The organism is Kitasatospora sp. NPDC008050 (genome assembly GCF_042957465.1).
Taxonomy (GTDB): domain Bacteria; phylum Actinomycetota; class Actinomycetes; order Streptomycetales; family Streptomycetaceae; genus Kitasatospora.
Genome location: NZ_JBIBIJ010000002.1, coordinates 252,503 through 274,019 on the forward strand (window position 1 = coordinate 252,503; position 21,517 = coordinate 274,019).

General features: G+C 73.0%; 13 protein-coding genes. 6 read left to right on the forward strand and 7 right to left on the reverse strand.

Going from position 1 to position 21,517, the window contains the following annotated elements:
• Positions 1-91 precede the first annotated feature (91 nt).
• Entirely contained in the window at positions 92-1,765 is a 1,674-nt protein-coding gene (locus ACFZB9_RS04630; RefSeq protein ID WP_391443550.1) for a PucR family transcriptional regulator, read from the forward strand.
• 67 nt (positions 1,766-1,832) lie between these two features.
• Here ACFZB9_RS04630 and murJ read toward each other — a convergent pair whose 3' ends face one another.
• Positions 1,833-4,250 carry a murein biosynthesis integral membrane protein MurJ gene (gene murJ, locus ACFZB9_RS04635; RefSeq protein WP_391443552.1) on the reverse strand — a complete coding sequence of 806 codons (2,418 nt, stop codon included), beginning with the start codon at positions 4,248-4,250 and terminating at the stop codon, positions 1,833-1,835.
• 415 nt (positions 4,251-4,665) lie between these two features.
• Positions 4,666-5,556, reverse strand: coding sequence for a phosphatase PAP2 family protein (locus ACFZB9_RS04640; RefSeq protein WP_391443554.1), 891 nt, complete (start codon positions 5,554-5,556; stop codon positions 4,666-4,668).
• A gap of 380 nt (positions 5,557-5,936) precedes the next feature.
• Here ACFZB9_RS04640 and ACFZB9_RS04645 point away from each other — a divergent pair, with 380 nt between their 5' ends.
• The 4 genes from ACFZB9_RS04645 to ACFZB9_RS04660 all read left to right on the forward strand — a co-directional run bounded on the left by ACFZB9_RS04645 (position 5,937) and on the right by ACFZB9_RS04660 (position 13,382).
• Entirely contained in the window at positions 5,937-6,923 is a 987-nt protein-coding gene (locus ACFZB9_RS04645; RefSeq protein ID WP_391443556.1) for a sigma-70 family RNA polymerase sigma factor, read from the forward strand.
• A 336-nt stretch (positions 6,924-7,259) separates the two neighbouring features.
• Positions 7,260-11,012: an AAA family ATPase gene (locus tag ACFZB9_RS04650; protein WP_391443558.1), complete on the forward strand. Its 3,753-nt coding sequence runs from the start codon at positions 7,260-7,262 to the stop codon at positions 11,010-11,012.
• 332 nt (positions 11,013-11,344) lie between these two features.
• The gene (locus ACFZB9_RS04655) at positions 11,345-13,000 is read left to right on the forward strand and encodes a protease pro-enzyme activation domain-containing protein (RefSeq protein WP_391443560.1); all 1,656 of its coding nucleotides are present in this window, start codon (positions 11,345-11,347) and stop codon (positions 12,998-13,000) included.
• 172 nt (positions 13,001-13,172) lie between these two features.
• Positions 13,173-13,382 (forward strand): hypothetical protein, encoded by a 210-nt coding sequence (locus tag ACFZB9_RS04660; RefSeq protein WP_391443561.1) that lies wholly within the window; start codon positions 13,173-13,175, stop codon positions 13,380-13,382.
• A 114-nt stretch (positions 13,383-13,496) separates the two neighbouring features.
• Here the strand turns inward: ACFZB9_RS04660 and mscL are convergent, their stop codons facing one another.
• From mscL to ACFZB9_RS04685, 5 genes are all read right to left on the reverse strand, one after another.
• Positions 13,497-13,913: a large conductance mechanosensitive channel protein MscL gene (mscL, locus tag ACFZB9_RS04665; RefSeq protein ID WP_391443563.1), complete on the reverse strand. Its 417-nt coding sequence runs from the start codon at positions 13,911-13,913 to the stop codon at positions 13,497-13,499.
• Positions 13,914-14,001: 88 nt separating this feature from the next.
• Complete coding sequence (locus ACFZB9_RS04670; RefSeq protein WP_391443565.1) at positions 14,002-14,337, reverse strand: hypothetical protein; 336 nt, start codon at positions 14,335-14,337, stop codon at positions 14,002-14,004.
• Between the two features lie 271 nt (positions 14,338-14,608).
• Positions 14,609-14,950, reverse strand: coding sequence for an FmdB family zinc ribbon protein (locus ACFZB9_RS04675; RefSeq protein WP_391443566.1), 342 nt, complete (start codon positions 14,948-14,950; stop codon positions 14,609-14,611).
• A gap of 126 nt (positions 14,951-15,076) precedes the next feature.
• A complete protein-coding gene (locus ACFZB9_RS04680) occupies positions 15,077-16,390 on the reverse strand; it encodes an MFS transporter (protein ID WP_391443567.1) in 1,314 nt (437 codons plus the stop codon).
• A gap of 376 nt (positions 16,391-16,766) precedes the next feature.
• Positions 16,767-18,251: a potassium/proton antiporter gene (locus ACFZB9_RS04685; protein WP_391443569.1), complete on the reverse strand. Its 1,485-nt coding sequence runs from the start codon at positions 18,249-18,251 to the stop codon at positions 16,767-16,769.
• 499 nt (positions 18,252-18,750) lie between these two features.
• Here ACFZB9_RS04685 and ACFZB9_RS04690 point away from each other — a divergent pair, with 499 nt between their 5' ends.
• A complete protein-coding gene (locus ACFZB9_RS04690) occupies positions 18,751-21,498 on the forward strand; it encodes a penicillin acylase family protein (protein WP_391443571.1) in 2,748 nt (915 codons plus the stop codon).
• Positions 21,499-21,517: the final 19 nt, after the last annotated feature.

The window sequence follows — 21,517 nt, forward strand, 5'->3', positions numbered from 1 at the left end:
TTACCATGCATCTGCACCTGAATCCCTGGCTGCTAAGAGGGCCGGCCGGGTGCGGCGCTCTGGCGGGCGCTCGGTACCAAGGAGTGTCGCGGTGATCGTCTCTGATCTGCTGGACGTGGCGGACCTGCGGCTGCGGCTGGCCTGGGGCCCGCCGGACCTGCTGGAACGCCGGGTCACCGGCGTCACCTCCACCGACCTCCAGGACCCGGCCCGCTACCTGCAGCCCGGCGAGCTGGTGCTCTCCGGCCTGGTCTGGTGGCAGCCCGACCACCCCGCCGCGCAGACCCTCGCGCTGCGCTTCGCCACCTCGCTGCGCAGCGCCGGGGTGGCCGCGCTGCTGGCCGGCGAGGGCACCCACGGCGAGGTGCCGGCCGGCCTGGTCGAGGCCTGCCGGGTGCACGGGATCCCGCTCTTCTCGGTGCCGGCCGGCACCAGCTTCCGCGCGGTCACCGACCGGGTCTACCTGCGGCTCTGGGGCGACCTGCGCACGCAGGCCACCGAGGCCACGGCGGTGCCGGACGCCGTGCGGCGCGAGCTGGTCGAGCTGATGTACACCGGCGCGCCCGCCGCCGAGGTGCTGGACCGGGCCGTCACCCGGCTCGGCTGCGGACCCTGCTCGCTGGTCACCGCCGCGGGCCGCACCGTCGCCACCTCCACCGGAACCCCCGACCCGGAGCCGGAGGCGATCCGCCGGGCGCTGCCCGCCCGCGACGGCGAGTCGGCCGGCGCCCCGGCGCTGCCGGTGGGCGCGGGCGGCGACACCCCGTTCGACGGCTGGTACCTCTACCCGCACGCCGCCGCCCTCGGCCAGGCCGCCGTGCTGCACGGGCTGGCCGAGGTGCTGGCCACGCTCTGGACCCGCGGCCGCGGCGAGGCGGCCGCGGGTCGCCGGGCGGCCGGGCGGCTGGCCGGCCTGCTGACCGGTGTGGCGCCGGTGCACGCCGCCGAGCTCGGTGAGGCGCTGGCCGCCTGCGAGCTGCCGGCCGGCGGGCCGCTGGTGCCGGTCACGGCCCGGATCGACGGCCTGGACCTGCCCTGGGCGGCGGACGCGCTGGCCGAGGCCCTGCGCTGCGTCCTGCCGTCTCCGGCCCCGTCCCCCGCGGCGTCCCCGTCCCGAGTCCCGTCCCCGTCCTCGTCCCCGCAGTCGGCTGCCGGAGCACCGGCCCCGACCGAACCGCGCCCTGCGGCCGGCTTCGTGGTCGGCGCCGACGAGAGCGGGCGGGCGGTCGCCGTGGTGGCCGGCGCGGATCCGGCGCTGCTGACCAGTGGCCTGCGCGAGGTCTGGCCCCGCCTGCAGGCCCGGCTGCCCGACCGCCATCTGCTGCGGGTCGGCGTCGGCCCGCGCGCCGTGCGCCCGGCGGCCGAGCTGGCCGCGGGACTGTGCCAGGCGGGCTACGCGCTGGGCGCGGCCGCCGCGAGCCACCCGCGCGGCTGCTCGGTGGGTGCCAGCGCCGAACTGGACTCGCTGGCGGCCCTGGTCCGCGGGATCCCGGCGGAGGTGGCCGCCGCCTACCGGCGCCGACTGCTCGACCCGCTCACCGAGCACGACCGCAGCACCGGCGGCGTGCTGCTCGCCACCCTGGTGACCTTCCTGGACCACGACTGCTCCTGGGCCCGGACGGCGGAGGTGCTGCACGTCCACGTGAACACCGTGCACTACCGGGTCCGCCGGATCGAGGAACTCACCGGCCGCGACCTGAGCCGCCTGGACGACCGGCTAGACCTGCGCGCGGCCCTGCTCTGCGGGCCCGCCCCGCTGGGTTGAGACCCCGCGTGGCTGACCGACCGGACCGGGCCGACCGGCCTCACCGGGCCGACCGGCCGGACCGGGCTCAGCGGCGCCGGCGCCGGCCGCTGGGCTCGGGCTCCTGCGGGTAGGGCAACCGCAGCCTGCGGGCCAGCGGCGCCACCGTCGCGCCGGCGCCGAACGGCTTGGCGAGCACGAAGAGCGAGCCGAGCACGCAGAGCGACCCGACCCCCAGCCCGAAGAGGTTGCCGAAGAACTGGCCGCCGAGCATGCTCCCGATCCCGCCCGCCAGGAAGTGCCCCACCAGCGCGCCGGGCAGGCAGGCCAGCACCAGCCCCAGGTGCAGGCCGAAGACGCGACGCCCCTCCAGCCCGCTGCGCAGCGGCCCGGCCAGCGCGGCGTGCAGTACCCGGGCGCGGACCTCGGGGTCCTCGGGCGCGGGCGGCAGCTTGCTCAGGCGCTTCGCCAGCGCCCGTCCGGTGATCACCATGCTGATCACGCAGGCCACGGTCTGGGCGGTCGCCATGCCGACGACCTTCCAGTGCGGGCTGAGCACCAGGAACGCGAGGTAGGAGAGCAGCACGTTGGTGCCGGAGGAGACCACGGTCAGCCAGAACGGGGTGCGCGCGTCGCTCATCGCGTAGAAGCCGCGCGCGAGCGCGTACTGCGCGCAGAAGAACGGGATGCCGATCGCGAACGCCAGCAGCGAGTAGCTGATCAGCGAGGTGCTCGAGGCGCCGGAGCCGTAGCCGTAGGCGAGACCGGAGAGCTGGCCGGAGAACGCGACGAAGAGCATCGTGATCGGAATGATCATCGCGGCCGAGTTCCGCAGTACCCGGGACAGGTCCGCGCCGATCTTCGGCAGGTCGCCCTCGTCCGCCGCCCGGGCCATCCCCGGCAGGATCGCGGTCACCAGCGAGATGGTGATGACGCCCTGCGGCACCACGAAGAGCGCGTAGGCGTTGCTGTACGCGGCGTTGCTGGCGCCGCCGTCGATGCTGGTGGTCATCGCGGTCAGCGCGGTGAAGGCCACCTGGGTGACCACCACCAGCAGCAGGGCCCAGCTGGCCGCCCGCAGCGGCTGGCTCAGGCCCGCGCCCCGCCAGTCGAAGCGCGGCGTCCACTTGAACTTGGCCGCCCGCAGCGAGGGCAGCATGCCCAGGGCCTGGACCACCACGCCGAGGGTGGTGCCGATGCCCAGGATCGCGGTCTGCCCGGAGGTGACCTTGCCGACCTCCGCGGCCTGGCCGCCGATCACGGCGTAGAGCCCGAAGACCGCGATCGCGACGATGTTGTTCAGCGCGGGCGCCCACATCATCGCGGCGAACTTGCCGCGGGCGTTGAGCACCTGGCCGAGCAGGGTGAACAGGCCGTAGAAGAGGATCTCGGGCAGGCAGTACCGGGCGAGCGAGATGGTCAGGTCGCGCTGCACGCCGTGCCAGTTCGGCGCGTAGACGCTCACCAGCAGCGGCGCGGCGAGGACCGCCACCGTGGTCAGCGCCACCAGCGCCACCGTGCACAGCGTGAGCAGCCGGTCGGTGTAGGCGACGCCGCCGTCCTTGTGGGTGCGCGCGGCCTTCACCAGCTCGGGCACGAAGACCGAGCTGAGCGCACCGCCGATGAGCATGGTGAAGACGATGTTCGGCAGCGTGTTGGCGATGTTGAAGGTCGCCGCCACGTCCTTGACGCCGAGCGCGTAGGCGAGCATCGCGCTGCGCACGAAGCCCAGACCGCGCGAGGCCATCGTGCCGATCGCCATGATCAGCCCGTTGCGTCCGGCGGCCGCCTCCTCGGACGGCGCGGACTTCTGCTCCTGATCGCCCGCCTCGCGCTGCTTGGGCAGCTGGCCGGGGCCGGCCGGGGCGTGCGCCTCCTGGTAGTCGGCGATGGCCCGCAGCGACAGCGACATGGTCGGCGGGTCGCCGAAGATCTGCGGCATCCCGTAGTCGGGGGGCAGCGTGTACGGCTCGGAGACGTTGTACGGCTCGGGCTCCGGCTCGGTGCGGTAGTGCCCGGCGTAGTACTGCTCGGCGCTCGGCTGCCCGGCCTGCCCCGGCACCTGGCCGTAGGCCTGGGCCTGGCCGAAGCCGTCGGCCGACCCGTAGCCGTCCGGCTGTCCGTAGCCCTCGGGCTGTCCGTAGCCGTTCTGCTGCGGGTAGGCCTGCTGCTGGTAGGGGTTCTGCTGCTGCTCGTACACCGGCTGCTGGTAGACGTCCTGCTGCTGTCCGTACGCCTGCGGTTGCTGCTGGTACGGCGACTGCTGCTCGTAGGGCTGCTGGTAGGGGGTCTGCTGGTACGGATCCGGCTGCCCCGGGTACTCCGGCTGCTGCTGTCCGTACGGCTGCCCCTGCTGGTACGGGTTCTCCGGCAGGCCGTACGCCTGCTGCTGCCCGGCCGGATCCGCCTGACCCTGCGTCGGTGCCGCCGGGTACGGCTGCGCCGACCCGTACGGCTCGGGAGGGCCGTACGAACCGTACGGCTCACCCTCCGTGTGCGTGGTCATCGGACCCCCGTCGCTCGGTTCCTGGGCAGGTGCTACTGCGGGGCTTGCCGCAGAGCGAGCGCGGTGGTGCGGGTCGGTGTACGGAGCTGACGCATGGGCGCGAGTTCCGGACGACCGGCCGCCGCCGCGCTGTCGTGCTCGGTTCCCCGAACTGGGCATGGGTATACCCAGCCGAAGCAGTCTGCCCTACCGAGGCACTCGGTGGGGAGTCCGGTGCCGTGTGGTGGAGATCTCCGGGTCGTGAACCAGCCGTTTCCGTGGCGGCCGGCAGGGCCCCGGGGGGCCGATTTACCGGACTGTTTGCCCCAATTGATCCCCATTTGTCCCAACTGGCCCCGACCTGGGTGGGCTCAGGATGCCGTGCCCGGTTCCCACCCCTTCGTGCGCCGGATCACCCCTGTGAGGTATCTCACGATCAGTCAGGTGTCCGGGGATCGAACTCCGGCTCGCCGAACGCCCCGCCGAAGGGCCCGTCGGGCGGGCCGAGCGGCTCGGCGAGTGGTTCGAGTGGTTCCAGCGGCGCGCCCGAGTGCCGGTCCGGGAACGGCACCGCCGGGGCGAGCACGCTCTGCACCCGGGGCCGGGTGCGCCAGTCCACCCGCCGCACGTCGCGCGAGAGTGCTCCCGGCTGCCACAGCTCGACCACCACCGTGATCCCGCCGACCACCGCCACCGCGAGGAACCAGCCGCCCAGCACGTCACTGGGCCAGTGCACGCCGAGCGCGATCCGGGTGAAGCCGACCAGCAGGGTGCTCAGCGCGGCCAGCGTGCAGCAGACGATCCGCACGGTGCGGTCGGCCCGCGGCCAGACCAGGGCGACCAGGGTGGTCGCGGTGATCGCCGCCGCCATCGCGTGACCGGAGGGGAAGGCCGGGCCGGCGGCGTGCGCGACCGGGTCGGGCCAGCTGGGGCGGGGGCGGTCCACCGCGGCCTTCATGAGCCACTCGACGCCCCAGCCCACCAGGGCCTGGGCGGCCGTCCAGCCCGCCAGGGTGCGGGCGCCGATCGCCCAGAGCCAGGCGGCGGCGAGCGCGAGCAGGGTGCGCATCACCAGGGGGCCGCCGAGCGCGGTGATGGTCTGCAGCGAGGCGGTCCAGGCGGTCTGCCCGCGGGCGGCGTTGTGCAGGGACGTCGCCCAGCCGTGGTCGAGGTGGGCCAGGGGGCCCCAACCGCCCTCCATCAGGGCGAGCAGCACCCCGAAGAGCGAGAGCGCGCCCAGGGCGATCGCCGCGTACCGGGGGAGCCGGGCGTGCAGCGTGGTCCGCCCGCGCAGGGCGCGACGATCGGGGGCGCTGGTCAGGTGCATGGCTGACACCTTCCCAGTGCGGTGAGTCGATCTGATGGGAGTCGCATCGCGATTTGGCATCTTTTGTGCGGACCTGGTGCGGGATCGATCGCGAACTCCGGGGCGTTGGTGGGAGTACCGCCGACGCGGGGCGCGTGGGCGCGAGCTGTCGGAGCGTATCCGAGCGGTCGCGGGTTGTTCGGATCCGGGGCGGAATCGCGCAGGATACTGCATCGCCCGATTAATCTGAGCGACTTGGGAATGTTGTCCGGAATCTGTTCGTTGGATTGTTACGTGCGAGGCCCCCGGGGTCCCGCATCAGCGAGAGGCGTGTCGTAGACCAACGAACCCCACGAAGACCCTCGAGCCAGACCCGGGCATCCACCAGCAAGGGAGCAAGCATGGCCACCCGTGCCGTCGTTCGCGACAGGGCCGACCGGACTCGTACGGCCCGCCCGACCAACCTTGAGGCCGACCGCGACCTGGTCGGCATGTACCTCGACGAGATCGCCAGGACTCCCCTCCTTGATGCCGCCGAGGAGGTCGAGCTGTCGCTGCGCATCGAAGCCGGCGTCTACGCCCAGCACATGCTGGACGCGGCCGACGGCAGCGGGGCCGCGCTGCCCGCCGAGGTCACCCGCGAGGAGCTGGAGGCGATAGCCGCCGACGCCGAGCGCGCGAAGGACGTCTTCATCCGCTCCAACCTGCGGCTGGTGGTCGCCGTCGCCCGGCGCTACCCGCGCAGTGGGCTGCCGCTGCTCGACCTGATCCAGGAGGGCAACGCCGGCCTGGTGCGTGCGGTGGAGAAGTTCGACTACGCCAAGGGCTTCAAGTTCTCCACCTACGCGACCTGGTGGATCCGCCAGGCGATCACCCGCTCGATCGCCGACCAGTCCCGGACCATCCGGCTCCCCGTCCACCTGGTCGAGGAGCTGGGCCGTATCCGTCGGGTCCAGCGGGAGAAGTCCAAGGAGCTGGGCCGCGAGCCCGAGCCGGGCGAGATCGCGGCCGAGCTGGACACCACCGAGGCCCGGATCAAGGACGTGCTCGACTGGGCGCGCGACCCGGTCAGCCTCAACATGGCGGTGGACGACGAGGGCGAGACCCAGTTCGGCGACCTGGTCGAGGACACCGGCGCGGTCTCCCCGGAGGACGCCGTGCTGGTCATGCTCCGCCGCGAGGAGTTGGACGACCTGATCGGCCGGCTCGACGACCGCACCGCCTCGATCATCCGCTCCCGCTACGGCATGGAGGACGGCCGGGAGCGCACCCTGACGGAGGTCGGCAAGCAGCACGGGCTGACGCGTGAGCGGATCCGCCAGATCGAGAAGCACGCGCTGGCCGAACTGAAGAAGATCGCCGGCCACGCGGGCTTCGAAGCCGCCTGAACGGCTGCTCGGGCGGTTGCTCGGGCGGCGGTGCTGCCGCCGGCCGTCGGCAGGCCCTGAGTCGCAGACCCGGGCCCCCTCGCGGGGCCCGGGTTTTGGTGTCCCCGGCGTCCTTGGGGGGTGCCCGAGCCTGCTGTTGCCGCCGGTGAACTCCGGTGTGGGGCGGATCAACCGACGTCAAGCGGGTATGAACTCCCTGTTTCGCGTGCGTACTTGCCCGGACAAGGATATTGACGGGGTATCAGCGGCGGGTTGAGATGGACCTCCGGTCGTGGCTTGGCGATATGCCTGTCAGGTCCATGGTGGGTGGGCGGCGACAGGGGGGTGTCTCGGCGGATGGGTGTGGACGGCGGCAGCACGGACCCCAGGGCGAGCGGCCCGGGCCCTTCCCGCGCGGGTCCTCCCCGCCCGGACCTCTCCCGCTCAGGCCTCTCGCGCCCGGACCTCTCGCGCCCGGACCCGTCTCACCTGGGCCGCTCCCGCCCGGACCTCCCCGGCCCGCCGCTGACCGGTCGCCGCCGCGAACTGCGCGCCGCGCGCGAGGCACTGCACACCGGCGGGGCGGTGCTGCTCAGCGGCCCGGCCGGGGTCGGGCTGACGGCCGTCGCCACCGTGCTCGCCGCCGAAGCGGCCGAGTCCGGCGCGACCGTGCTGCGCTGTGCACCGGCCAGGGCGGAGCGCGGGCTGCCCTGCGCGGGTCTCGGCACCCTGCTCGCCGGCCTGCCGCCCGGCCGGCTCGACGCGCTGCTCGCCGACCTGGCCGAGCCCACCGCGGCCGCGCTGCGGGCCGGACTGCTGCACGGCCTGCCGCCGAAGGCCGGGGTGGACCGGCTGGCGCTGGGCCTCGGACTGCTGGAGCTGCTGCGGGCGTTGGCGGCGGCCGGCGGCGTGCTGCTGCTGGTCGACGGGCTGCCGTGGCTGGACGGCCCGAGCGCGGCGGCCCTGGGCTTCGCGCTGCGCCGCACGGGCGAGAGCGAGGGCGTGCGACTGCTGGCGACGGCACGCGACGACGGCGCGGCGGCCACCGATGGTGCGCCGTCCGCCGATGGCGCGCCGTGCGCCGATGGTGCGCCGGACACGGACGGCGCGGGGCGGGGCCGCTGGTGGGAGGTCTGCCCGCCCGGGACCGTCGAACTGCGGCTGCCGCCGCTGCCGCCGACCGCCGTCGCCGAACTGCTCGCCCACGACCTCGGCGGCCCGCTGCCGGTGGCCCTGCTGCGCGACGTCCAGCGGGTGGCGGCGGGCAATCCGCGGCACGCGCTCGACCTGGCGCGGGCCGGCTTCCGGCTGGGGCCGGCGGGCCCGCACGGAGTGCCGCGCGCTCTGCGCGCCGAGGTCCTCGACCGGGTGCGCCCGCTGGGCGAGGTGGAGCGGCGGCTCCTGCTGCTGGCGGCGGTCGCCACCCGGCCGACGCTGGCCGAACTGGGCGCTGCGCTGGGGAGGTTCGGCGACTCCGCAGGCCTCGGCGACTCCGCGGGCCTCGGCAACTCCGCAGGCCTCGGAGACCCCGCGGGCCTCGGAGACCCCGCGGGCCTCGGCAACTCTGGTGCCACCGGCCTGCTCCGCCTGCTGGAGGCACCCCTGCGCCTCGGTTTGCTGGAGCTGCTCGACGACCCCCGCGACGACGCCGACGCCCTCGGCGCGAGACCCGCGGTCGGCGGGGCGGGACCGGCGGGGCCTCTCGCCGAGCTGCTGAGACCGGCCGAACCCCGTTCCGGCGAGCTGGACTTCCGCGAGCCCGTGGTGCGGATGGTCCTGCTGGAGCAGGCCGCGCCGGCCGAACTGGCCGCCGCCCGCGCGGCGCTCGCCGCCGTGGTCGCCGACCCGGTCGAGCGCGCGCGCCTGACCGCGCTCGCCCACCCCACCGCCGACGTCACCTCGCTCGGCGCGGCCGCCCGCGAGGCCGCCCGCGACCGCGATGCCCCCACCCTCGCCTACGAACTCGCCCTGCTGGCCGTCCGCCAGGGCCCAGCGCCCGCCGCGCCCCCTCGGACTCCCGCATCTCCCGCATCTCCCGCGTCTCCCATGCAGGCGGTGCAGGCGGTGCAGGCGGTGCAGCCGGTGCGACCGGTCCTGCGGCGCGGCCTGGTGGCCGTCGGCAGGGACGCCGAGGCATGCCTGCCGGCGGCCGGTCGGACCATCGAGCCGTCGCGCGAGCGAGGCGCCCATCTCCCGGTCACGCTGCCGGAGTTGTGGACCAATCCGCAGGCCGCCGACCCCCTCGCGGGCACCCTCGCCGGCCCCCGCGCAGCCGGGCTCGCCGCCGACCGGTTCGAGCATCGCCGGCTGGGTCACCTGGTGGCCGCGGCGGAATACGGGGCGCAGAGCGGACACTGGCTCCAGGCGCGCGCCCTGGCCCTCCAGGCCCTGGCTGCCGGTGAATCGTCCCGCCCGAGGGTTCCCCAGCCGTCCTCCCATGCGGTCCACCGCCGACCGCCGCCGGTTGACGGCCTCTTCGCCGCCGGCCTCGCGCTGCGCACCCGTGCCCGCGTCGTGCTGCTCCGCGCGGCCGGCCAAGGTCTCGCCGGCCTGGGTGAGGTGATCGACTCCGGCCTGGCCGAACTCCCCTCCAGCAGCCGCCCGCTGTCCCACCCCGCCACGGTCGGCCCCCGTCCCGTCCCCACGCCCGGCCCCACCCCCACCTCCCCGCACAGCTATGGCGGGACCGAAGCCGCCGCCCTCTCCTGGGCACGGTCGGAGCTGCTGCGCTGGTCCGCGGAGCGGCAGTTGCTCGCCGGACCGGCGGCTCAGGCCCGTGCCGCGGCGCGGGCGGCGCTGGCGACGGCGCGGGCCGTGCCGCCATCCGTCGCGGGGAGCGCGGCCGAGCAGCAGGTGGCCGCGCTCCGGGTGTTCGCGCTCACCCTGGCAGGGTGCGGCGAACTCACCGGCGCCCGCCACGCGCTGGACGAGGCGGCCGTGCTGCTGCGGAACGTCGAACCGCGAGCCGCCCGGCGCGAGTTGCGCCACCGGTTGCTCGACGCGGAACTCTCCGTCGAGCGCCCGGCGCAGCTGCGCTCGGCGCTGACCGCGCTGCCCGCCGAGACCACGCCCGTCCCCGCGCTGCCGGAGGCGCTCATCCCGCGCTGCGCGGCGTACGCGCGCCTCGGTGACGGGTCGTCGGCGATGGCGGCCGCCGTCCAGCTGCAGGAGGTCCTCGCGGCGCGGGGCGAGCCGCTCGCCGGACCGTCCGGGGTGGGGGTGGGCGCACCCGCCCCCACCCATGGCCTCGCGCTGCACGCGGTGGCGCTCGCCGAGCTGGTGGGCGGCAGCACGGAGCGCGCGGGGGAGCTGGCCCGACGGGCGGCGGCGGGTTGGGCGGCGCTCGGCGACCGGTGGCACCAGGTGCGCGCGCTCGGGGTGCTGGGGGAGTCGGGCCTGCTGCGCGGGGAGCTGGCCGCTACGGCGGCGGGGGTCGAGGTGCTCCAGGAGGCGTACCGGCTGAGCGTTGCGGCGGGGTTCGCCGACCCGTCCGCGGTGCGCAGGCTGGCGCTGCTCGCGGAGGGCCTGGTGGCCCTCGGCGAGCACGCGGCCGCCGCCCAGGTCCTCGGCCGGGGGGAGGAGCTGATCAGGCGGTGGGAGAGCGCCGAGGCTCCGGCCCGCGCCGCGCTGGACCGGGCCGCCGCGCTGGCGCGGGCCGGGGTCGGCAACGGGCGCGAGGCGGTGGCGCTGCTGCGCGGCGCGGCCGAGCGGCAGCGCGCGGCCGGGCTCCCGCTGGAGGTGGCCAGGACTCTGGTGGCCCTCGGCTCGGTGGAGCGCCGGCTGCGGCACCGGCCCGGCGCCCGGGCGGCGCTGCTGGAGGCCAGGGAGATCTGCGCGGACCTCCGGGCGCTGCCGCTGCTGGCCCGGGTGGCCCGGGAGTCGGACCGGCTGGACCAGCCCATCGCCCTGTCCGGCCCGGACGGCGGGCTGCTGACGGCCAGTGAGCAGCGGATGGCGGGCCTCGCGGCCGAGGGCGCAACCAACCGCGAGGTGGCCGCCGCGCTCTTCGTCAGCGTGAAGACGGTCGAGGGCACGCTCTCCCGGGTCTACCGCAAGCTCGGTGTCCGCTCCCGGGCCGCGCTGGCCCGCGCCCTGGCCGGAACCGACTGAGCCCGCCCGCCCGCGCTGCCCCGCCCGCCCGCGCTGCCCCCGCTCACCCGCCCAGCCCCCGCTCACCCGCCCAGCCCCGGGCTGCCCGTGCATCCCCCGTTCATCGCCCGTACACACCCCGCTCCTGCGACGTCTCGCGACATCGCGCGATGTCGTGCGACACCCCAGGACACGATCGCGACATACAACAAGCGAGGGATACCCCTCTTTTGACGGTGGATCGACAAATCTAGCGTGGAGCCATCCACTCCGCAGTCCAGGGCGCCGGGTTCCGACCGAACCTCCGGCAGCCGACGCCCTCGGTCGATCGCTCCGTCCCAGGAGGACATTCCGTGAAGCCCCGCATCAGGCCTGTCATCGGGCTGCTCGCCGCCCCGCTGCCGATCATCGCGCTCGCTGCCGTGCCCGCCTTCGCCGCCACGCCCGACGCGCAGTCATCGAGCGCGCTGCGCGGTGACGTCGTCTCCGCCGTGAGCCACTCCGCCCGGACCGGGGACGTCGCGGCCGACCAGCAGATATCCGTGGCCGTCAGCCTCACACAGCGGGACACGGCGGGGCTGGACACCTTCCTCAGCCAGGTGACCGACCCCAACTCGCCCAACTACCAGCACTACCTGACGGTCGACCAGTTCGCCCAGCGGTTCGGCGCCACCCCGCAGACGGTGGCCAAGGTCTCGGCCTACCTGGCGTCGCAGGGGCTGAAGGTCGGCGACGTGACCGCCAACCGGCTCACCATCGAGGCCACCGGCACCGCGGCCCAGGTGCAGAAGGCCTTCAACACCAGCCTGGCCACCTACCAGGACAACAAGGACGGCCACAGCTACTTCGCCAACACCACCGCGCCGTCCGTGCCCAATGACATCGCGAGCGTGGTGAGCGACGTCTCCGGCCTGAACAACTACGCCAAGTACACCCACTTCAGCACCAAGTCGAGCGCCCAGGCCACGCCGGACGCCACGGCCAAGGCGCCCGCCGGTCTGAGCCCGACCAGCGCCCAGGCCGCCTACAACCTGACCTCCACGGTCAAGGCCGGCTACAACGGCAAGGGCGTCACGGTCGGCCTGCTGGAGTTCTCCGCCTTCTCGCAGTCCGACGTGTCGGCCTACGACAAGGCCTTCAGCATCAAGCCCAGCGCCCCGACCGTGGTCAACGCCGGTGGCGGTACCACCGACACCTCGGGCCAGGACGAGGTCGACCTGGACATCGAGGTCGTCCAGGCGCTGGCGCCCGGTGCGACGATCAAGGTCTACGAAGCGCCGAACAGCGACGCCGGTGAGACCGCGATCTACAGCAAGCTGGTCAGCGACAACGTCCCGGTGATCTCGATCAGCTGGGGCACTTACGAGGCCGGTGAGACCGCGAGCAACCGGGTGGCTGTCGACGCCGACCTCAAGGAGGCCGCGGCCCAGGGCCAGTCGGTCTACGCCGCCTCCGGCGACAGCGGTTCGGACGACGCCGGCAACGGCGGCACCTCGGTCGACTTCCCGGCCGCCGACCCGTGGGTCACCGGCGCCGGTGGCACCACGCTGGCGCAGGGCACGGGCGGCGCCTGGAAGAGCGAGAAGGCCTGGTCCGGCAGCGGCGGCGGGGTCTCCTCCTACTTCAACACGCCGAGTTACCAGTCCAAGGTCAACACCGGCACCTACCGGTCGGTGCCGGATGTCGCCTCGGACGCCGACCCGTCCTCGGGCTGGGCCGTCTACACCGGGGGCTCCTGGGCCGAGTACGGCGGCACCAGCGCCTCGGCGCCGAACTGGGCGGCCTTCACGGCGGTCTACAACAGCGAGGCCAAGGCCAAGGGCAAGCCCTCCTTCGGGTTCGCGAACAGCCGGATCTACACGCTGGCGGCCTCCAGCTCCTACAAGTCGGCCTTCCACGACGTGACGAGCGGCAGCAACGGTGCGTACAGCGCGGGTACCGGTTACGACAAGGTGACCGGCTGGGGCTCCTACAACGGGGCCAACTTCCTCAGCTCCCAGCTGGGCTGAGCGGAGCCGCAACCCGCTGAGTCGAACCCCGGCCGAGGCCGGGTCGAGCACGGACACCTGCCGGTGGGTGGGTAGTACCAGGGGTCGGGCCGTCGCCCGGCCCCTGGCGCCGTCCCAGGACAGGAGACACGGCCTAGGCTGGACGGAGCGGACCACACCGGAGGCAGGCACGATGGCAGGACAGGACAAGCGGGACGAGCGCGCTGGGCAGGCCCCGCCGGCCGCGCGGGAGAAGACCACCGCGAAGGCGGCCAAGCTGGTCTTCACGGACCCGTTGAGCCGGCAGACCAGTGACGACACCGACCGGGGCTGGGGCGAGTCCGAGGGCTCGCGCGGCCTGGACTGGTACCAGAGCCAGCGGCCCCCGCACCACGGGGACTGACCGGGAGCACCTGACTGGGAGCACCTGACCGGGAGCAGGAGCCTTGCCCGCGCCGGAGGGCAGGCGGTGATGGGTGGAGATCCTGGGCCGGGCGGCCCAGGACCGTCGGTGGGGTCAGGCCTGGCGGACCAGGGCGTCGCGGATCTCGGTGAGCAGGGCGACCTCCTTCGCTTCGGCCTCGGCCGAGACCTCCTCGGCGGACTTGCGGCGGGCCATGAACCTCGCGGCGGGGACGACGATGAAGAAGTAGACCACCGCGGCGGTGATGACGAACTGCAGGACCGCGCTGAGCACGGACCCCCACATCAACTGGATACCCGAGGTGACCTGGCCGTTCGCGTTCACCACACACGGGCCCTTGATGCAGGAGGTGTAGGCGTTCAGGTTCTTGGCGCCGAAGGCGCCGACGAGCGGGTTGATGATGCCTTGCACGAAGGCGTTGACGATGTTGGTGAACGCCGCGCCGATGACGACGGCGATCGCGAGGTCGATGACATTGCCACGGAGCAGGAATTCCTTGAAGCCTTTCACGCCCCGTGAACGACGGGACCTTTGATCGGTTACGGGTGGATTGCTCGCCATTCGGGTGATATTCCCGAATCGGATGGCTGACGGTCCGTCAACGCCCCGGACCGCAGTGCGGCAGTGCGGCCCGGGCTGACGGCGCCTGCGAAGGGGCGTGGACGGGTGGCCCGGCGGGCTCGCGCGGCCCCGGGTGCAGCGGCCCGGCGGCGATCGCGGCGGCCGCCAGCAGGCCGGTGGCCAGCGTGGCCGGTCGGTGCCGCACCGCCTGCCGGATGCGGTACCGCCCGCTGCCACCACGCCGGATCGGGCGGAACTCCGGGACGGCGCGCCGGGGCGGCTGCGGGGAGGCGCGGGCCGGTGGCGGCCGCCGGGCGCAGTGGGGAGTCGCGGGGCGCGGGGAGGGTGCTGGGGTGGGGAGAACTGTGGTCATGGGATCCGACACCGCCTCTGCCGTGGGCCTGGTAGCTGGTAGGAGCAGCGAGCGGGAGATCCGCTCGCTGGTTCAGGATCCGTCGGCGACACGACCGCGCCCAGTCCCCACCGGATTTCTGTGGATAACCCGGCGCCTGTGGATAACTTTCCCCAGCCCAGCCCCTCGCCCCCCAGAGACGCAAAACACGCAAAACGCCCCTGCCGGCACCCCATCGGGGCGCCACCAGGGGCGTTGAGCAACGGCTCCAGCCTGCTGCGACCGCGTCGGGTCAGCCGGCCGAGGACGAAGAGGACGAAGAAGAAGACGACGCGGACGTCGAGGACGACGCCGACGAGGACCCGCTCGACGAGGCCGAGGACGTGCTGGCCGCCCCAGAGCCGGTCGAGCCGCCCGAGGCGGCCCCCGAAGAGGCACCCACCGAGCTGCTGGAGGAGGAGCGGCTGTCCGTCCGGTAGAACCCGGAGCCCTTGAACACCACGCCCACCGCCGAGAAAACCTTGCGCAGGCGACCCTGGCAGTTCGGGCAATCGGTCAGAGCCTCGTCGGTGAACTTCTGCACCACCTCAAGGCCGCTGCCGCACTCGGTGCACTGGTACTGGTACGTGGGCACTTGTCTTCCTCCTGGCACTCTCGCCTGATGAGTGCTAACGACGGTCCATGATGCGGCATTCCGCTGGATCAGTCCAGCGCCGACCCGATGGCGCCGACACCCAGGGCCTGTCGGGTCGGCCCCACCTCAGTGCTCCGATGCCCCGACGAGCGAGGTCATCGCGCTGCCACTCCTGGCAACGGTACGGCTCTCGGTGCCCGGAGCCACCAGGAGTCGCCGCAACGTGACCAGGGCCACCAGCCCGATCCCGGAGCCGGCCAGCGGCACCAGGAACCCGGTCCACGGCCCGCCCATGTCGATGAGTCGCCCGGCGACGGTCGAGCCGACCGCCAGCCCCAGCCCGATCGCGCCGGTCAGCCAGGTGAAGGCCTCGGTCTTGGCGCCGTCCGCCACCAGCGTCTCGACCAGGGTGTACCCGGTGATCAGGGTCGGCGCGATGGCCAGCCCGCAGACCAGCCCGGCCACCGCCAGGGTGACCAGGTTGGGCATCGCCCAGAGCGTCGAGCAGCCCAGCACCAGCAGGGTGTAGCTGCCGAGCATCCGCTGCTGGGCCGAGCGCCGCCAGGCGATCAGGCCGTACAGCACGCCGGCCAGCATGGAGCCGCCGGCGAAGATCCCGTAGACGACGCCGCTGAGCCCGCCCTGCCCGGCCGCCTCGGCGGTGGCGGTGACGGAGATCTGCATGCCGCCGAAGACGCTGCCGACGCCCAGGAAGACGCCGGCCAGCAGCCGGACCCCGGGCGAGGCGAGTGCGGAGGCCTGCCGGGTGCCGGGTTCCCGCACCAGCTGGGCGGGGGCGGTCCGCCGCTGCGCGGCGAAGGCCAGCCCGCCGACCAGGGTCAGCGTGGCCTCGACGATCAGCGCGGCGGCGGGCGTCACGGTGCTGGCGATGACGGCGGTGAGCACCGGGCCGACCGCGAAGGTGAGCTCGTCGGTGACCGACTCGAACGCGAAGGCGGTGTTCAGGTGGGCCGGCCGGTCGGCCAGCTTGGCCACCCAGCGGGCCCGGACCATGGCGCCGACCTGCGGCACGGTGGCACCGGCCGGTGTGGCGACCAGGAAGAGGGTCCACACGGGTGCGTGGCCCAGGGCCAGCGCGATCAGCGCGCCGACCGAGACCGCGTGCACCAGCACGCTGGGGACCAGTACCGCGGCCTGGCCGTAGCGGTCGGCCAGCCGGCCGGTCTGCGGTCCGACCAGGGCCTGGGCCACGGCGGCCACCGCCACGACGGTGCCGGCGGTGCCGTAGGAGCCGTGGGTGCCCAGGATCAGCAGGGAGATGCCCATGCTGAGCATCGCGTAGGGCAGGCGCGCCGCGAAGGCGGGCAGGAGGAACGTCCACGCACTGGGGGTGCGCAGCAGGGTGCCGTACCCGACGCGCGCGGGCGCGCTGGGAGTGTCGACGACGACGGGGCTTTCGACCGTTGGGCGGGCCGCCACGGTCGGTCCTTCCTGCTGCCTGGTAGCGCGGCCGGGGTTGGGGAAACTCCGACGGCGCCGAGAGTCGTCCTCTCGCGCGTCGACCGGGGTTGATACCGGGTCCGGCTGGCCAGATCGTGGAAGCGGGGGCCATGAGGTGCCGTGGACCGCGGCCGCCGAGCGGTCGCGCCAACTCTGCGTCAGGCAGATGTTGCGGGTGTCTGTGGATTGGTAGGGCCGGGCACCGGAGTGCACGTCCTTACACGGTTGATACGTATGGGATTACATCCTACGAGGTTCACACGGCTCCGGCTGGAAATCCAAGGCGGACGTGGCACGAAACACTCGTGAACACGGGATGCCCGGGCCCCCGGGCACGCGCCGACACGCCCGGACCTCACCGCCCCACCAGCCACCCCGCCAGCTTGCCGCCCTTGTCCACTGCCCGCAGCCGCTGCTCGGTCGCCTCCTCGGCCGCCGCCGTGGTGACCACCAGCAGCTCGTCTTTCTCCCGCAGCACCGTGGTGCGGTCCGGCACGAAGCTGCTGCCCTCGCGCACCACCAGGGTCACCGCGGCCCCGGCGGGCAGCCGCAGCTCGCTGACCTCCACGCCGGAGATCAGCGAGCCGGGCGCCAGCGAGACCGAGAGCAGGTGGCCGTGCAGGTGCTCCAGCGGCGCCGACTCGATGCCGAGGTCCTGGCCGATGGCGCCCTCGGAGATCCGCAGCCGCTTGGCCAGCCAGGGCAGTGTGGGCCCCTGGACCAGGGTGAAGACGACCACCAGGATGAAGACGATGTTGAACACGTCCTGGGCGTGCGGCACCTTGGCCACCAGCGGAATGGTGGCCAGCACGATCGGCACCGCCCCGCGCAGCCCGGCCCAGCTGAGCAGCGCCTGCTCCTGCCAGGGCAGCCGGAACGGCGTGAGCGTCAGCAGCACCGACAGCGGCCGGGCGACCAGCACCAGCACCAGCCCGATGACCAGCGCGGGGAGCACCGCCGAGCCCATCGTGGCGGGCGTGCAGAGCAGGCCGAGCAGCACGAACATGCCGATCTGCCCGATCCAGGCCAGCCCGTCGGCGAAACCCCGGACGGCCGGACCGTGCGGCAGCTTGGCGTTGCCGAGCAGCACGGAGCAGACGTAGACGGCCAGGAAGCCGGACCCGTGCAGCAGCGCGCCGCCGGCGTAGGCGGCCGCGGCCAGCGCGAGCACCGCGATGGGGTACAGGCCGCTGGAGGGCAGCGCGACCTGGCGCAGCCCGTAGGCGCCGAGCTTGCCGACGGCCAGGCCCACCGCCGCGCCGATCGCCAGTTCGGCGATGATCGTGCCGACCAGCACGTACCAGGAGTCGAACGGTCCGGTGGTGGCGAAGGCGACCACCAGGATCACCACCGGCGCGTCGTTGAAGCCGGACTCGGCCTCCAGCAGACCGCTGAGCCGGGCGGGCAGCGGCACGGTGCGCAGCACCGAGAAGACCGCGGCCGCGTCGGTGGAGGAGACGATCGCGCCGAGCAGCAGCGACAGCCGCCAGTCCAGACCGACCAGCCAGTGCGCCCCGGCGGCGGTGACGAAGACGCTGATCCCCACGCCGACGGTGGCCAGCACGGTGGCGGCCGGCATCACCGGCTTGATCTCCCGCCAGCTGGTCTTGAGCCCGCCCTCGGCCAGGATGACCACCAGCGCCGCGTAACCGAGGACCTGGGTCAGTTCCGCGTTGTTGAAGGTGACGCCCAGTCCGTTCTGGCCGATCGCCACCCCGATGCCGAGGTAGAGCAGCAGGCTGGGCAGGCCGGAGCGGGTGGATATTCGTACCGCGGCCACCGCGACCAGCAGGACGATGGACGATTCGAGCAGGAGCCTGTTCAGGTGGTCGACAGTCACGCAGGGGCACCTCAGGGTCGTTAGGCGGCCGTGGAAAGGTCGGCTGGCGGCACGGGAGGGTCACTGGGTCAAGCTGGGGACGTGCGAGAGAGCTGGGGTGTGCGGGAAGGCAGGGACGGGCAGGAAAGCTGGGGACGAGCGGGAAAGCCGATGGCGCGCAGGCTGGCCGAGCGCCGGTCACCGGCCGATCGGACCGGTCCTGACCTGCTGAGGCACGGTCACGAGCCGGCACGGGTACGGTCACGGGCCACCGGTGGGCGGCCTCATAACTTGACCGATAGAACGATCAGCGGATGGATCGTTAACGAGTCTAACATTTTGCCATCTCTTTGACCTAACCGGCTGCACCCTGCCCCTCACCCGGGCCCGGTATGGTCCCTCTGGTTCCACCGTGGGTGTCCCCCGTGCGCTCATGCCACCTGAGTCGTCCTAATGTGGTGAGCGGTCACGGCCGCCCAGCTCTTGTGACGTTGCCCCGCTCCCTGCCGCTAGGACCCTGATGCCCCGCTCGCGCAGCTCGAAGAAGTTCCGGCGCGCCCGTCTGCTCGTGCTCCTCCTCGTCGTGCTGCTGGTCGGCGGCACCGCGGCCGGCGGCTGGTACGCGGTGCACACCGTGCAAGCCTCGTTTCCGCAGGTCAGCGGCACGGTCAAGGTCGCGGGTCTGGGCGCCTCGGTGGACGTCAAGCGGGACGCCAACGGGATCCCGCAGATCTACGCCGACACTCCTGAGGACCTGTTCAAGGCGCAGGGCTACGTCCAGGCGCAGGACCGGTTCTGGGAGATGGATGTGCGACGGCACATCACCTCGGGCCGGCTCTCCGAGATGTTCGGCGCCTCGCAGGTGAACAACGACGCCTTCATCCGCACCATGGGCTGGCGCAACGTCGCCCAGCAGGAGTACGACACCCAGCTCAGCCCTGAGACCAAGCGGTACCTGCAGGCCTACTCGGACGGCGTCAACGCCTGGCTCGGCCAGCACCCGGGCGGCGCGAGCGCCTCGCTGGAGTACACCCTGCTCGGCACCGCGCACAGCGGCTACAAGCCGGAGCCGTGGACCCCGGTGGACTCGGTGGCCTGGCTCAAGGCGGTGGCCTGGAACCTGTCGGGGAACCTGCAGGAGGAGATCGACCGCTCGCTGCTGAGCCAGACCTTCAGCCCGGACCAGATCGCCCAGCTCTACCCGGACTACCCGTACAGCAGGAACGGCACCATCGTCCCGACCGGCACGCTGGCCGCCGACGGCACCTACAAGCCGGCGGCCGGCACGGCCAACCAGGCCCCGGGCAGCCAGCAGAACGCGGCCATCACCCAGGGCCTGCTGCAGAACGTCTCCGACCAGATGGGCGGCCTGCCGCAGCTGCTCGGCCCGCAGGGCCAGGGCATCGGCTCCAACTCCTGGGTGGTCGCGGGCAGCAACACCACCACCGGCAAACCGCTGATGGCCAATGACCCGCACCTCGGCCCGAGCATGCCCAACTCCTGGTACCAGATGGGTCTGCACTGCCGGTCGGTGAGCGCCGCCTGCCCGTTCGACGTGACCGGCTTCACCTACGCGGGCATGCCCGGCGTGATGATCGGCCACAACCAGAACATCTCCTGGGGCATGACCAACATGGGCGCCGACGTCCAGGACCTGTACCTGGAGAAGATCACCGGCCCGAACACCTACCTGTACAACCAGCAGGACACGCAGTTCGTCACCCGCCAGGAGACCATCAAGGTGGCCGGCGGCCCGAGCCGGGTGATCACCGTGCGGACCACCGCCGACGGCGCTCCGCTGATCTCCGACCAGAGCACCGAGGACCAGCAGGTCGGCATGTACGCCCCGGTCGGCAACGCCGCGCCCGACCGCGGCACCACCGGCTACGGCGTCGCGCTGAAGTGGAGCGCGCTCGACAACGTCAACGGCGCCACCACCGGCAGGACCATGGACGCCATCTTCGGACTCGACAAGGCGGCCAACTGGACCGACTTCCGTGCCGCGGCCGCCAACTTCGCCGTCCCCGCGCAGAACCTGATCTACGCCGACACCGCCGGCAACATCGGCTACCAGGCGCCCGGCGCGATCCCGGTCCGCGGCAAGGGCGACGGCAGCTACCCGGCCCCCGGCTGGGACCCGAGCTACGCCTGGCAGGGCTACGTCCCGTTCAAGTCCCTGCCCTACGCCTGGAACCCGCCGGCCGGCTACATCGTCACGGCCAACCAGGCCGTGACGGACCCGACGTACAAGTACCTGATCACCACCGACTGGGAGTACGGCACCCGGGCCAAGGAGATCACCGACCAGATCAACGCCAAGCTCGCGGGCGGCGGCAAGATCTCGCCGGACGACATGCAGTCGATGCAGCTGGACAACACCAGCGTGATGGCCAAGACGCTGGTCCCGCTGCTGCTCAAGGAGCAGATCAGCGACCCGTACGTGCGCCAGGCCCAGGACCTGCTCAAGGACTGGAACTACAACCAGGACGCCGACTCGGCCGCGGCCGCCTACTACAACGGCGTCTGGCGCCAGCTGCTGGTCCTGGCCTTCGGGCAGAAGTTCCCCGCCTCGCTCCGGGCCCAGGGCGACTGCCTGCTGGTCCAGCAGAAGGCGGACCCGAACCAGCCGGCCGGGACGGTCGGCGGCGAGGCCAAGCCGGTCACCCAGTGCGGCACCCGCAAGCCCGCCCTGGCCCAGCCGGACGGCGGCGACCGCTGGACCGAGGTGGTGCGCCAGCAGCTGGCGAACCCCAACAGCTCCTGGTGGACCTACATCGACTCCAACCACCAGCAGCAGCACGGCCTGGACAACATCCTGAAGGAGGCGATGAAGGACGCCCGCCAGGACCTCACCGCCCACCTCGGCAAGGACATCTCCACCTGGAGCTGGGGCCGGCTGCACCAGCTGAACCTCAAGGAGCAGACGCTCGGCCTCGACACCACCTCGCTGATCTCCGGCATCACCCACCGGCTGCTCAACCGCGGTCCGTTCAACCTCTCCGGAGGCTCGGCGGCCGTGAACGCCGCGGGCTGGAACGCGGCGGCCGGCTACGACGTGGACTGGATCCCGTCGATGCGGATGGTGGTCGACCTGAGTGCCTTCGACGCCTCCCGGTGGATCAACGTGGGAGGTGAGTCGGGGCACGCGTTCAGCCCCAACTACAACGACCAGACCGCGCTCTGGTCCCAGGGCAAGATGCTGACCTGGGCGTACTCCAGCGCCGCGGTGAACAGCGCGACCAAGAACACGCTGACCCTCACGCCCTGAGGCGAGGCGGGCGCGTGAC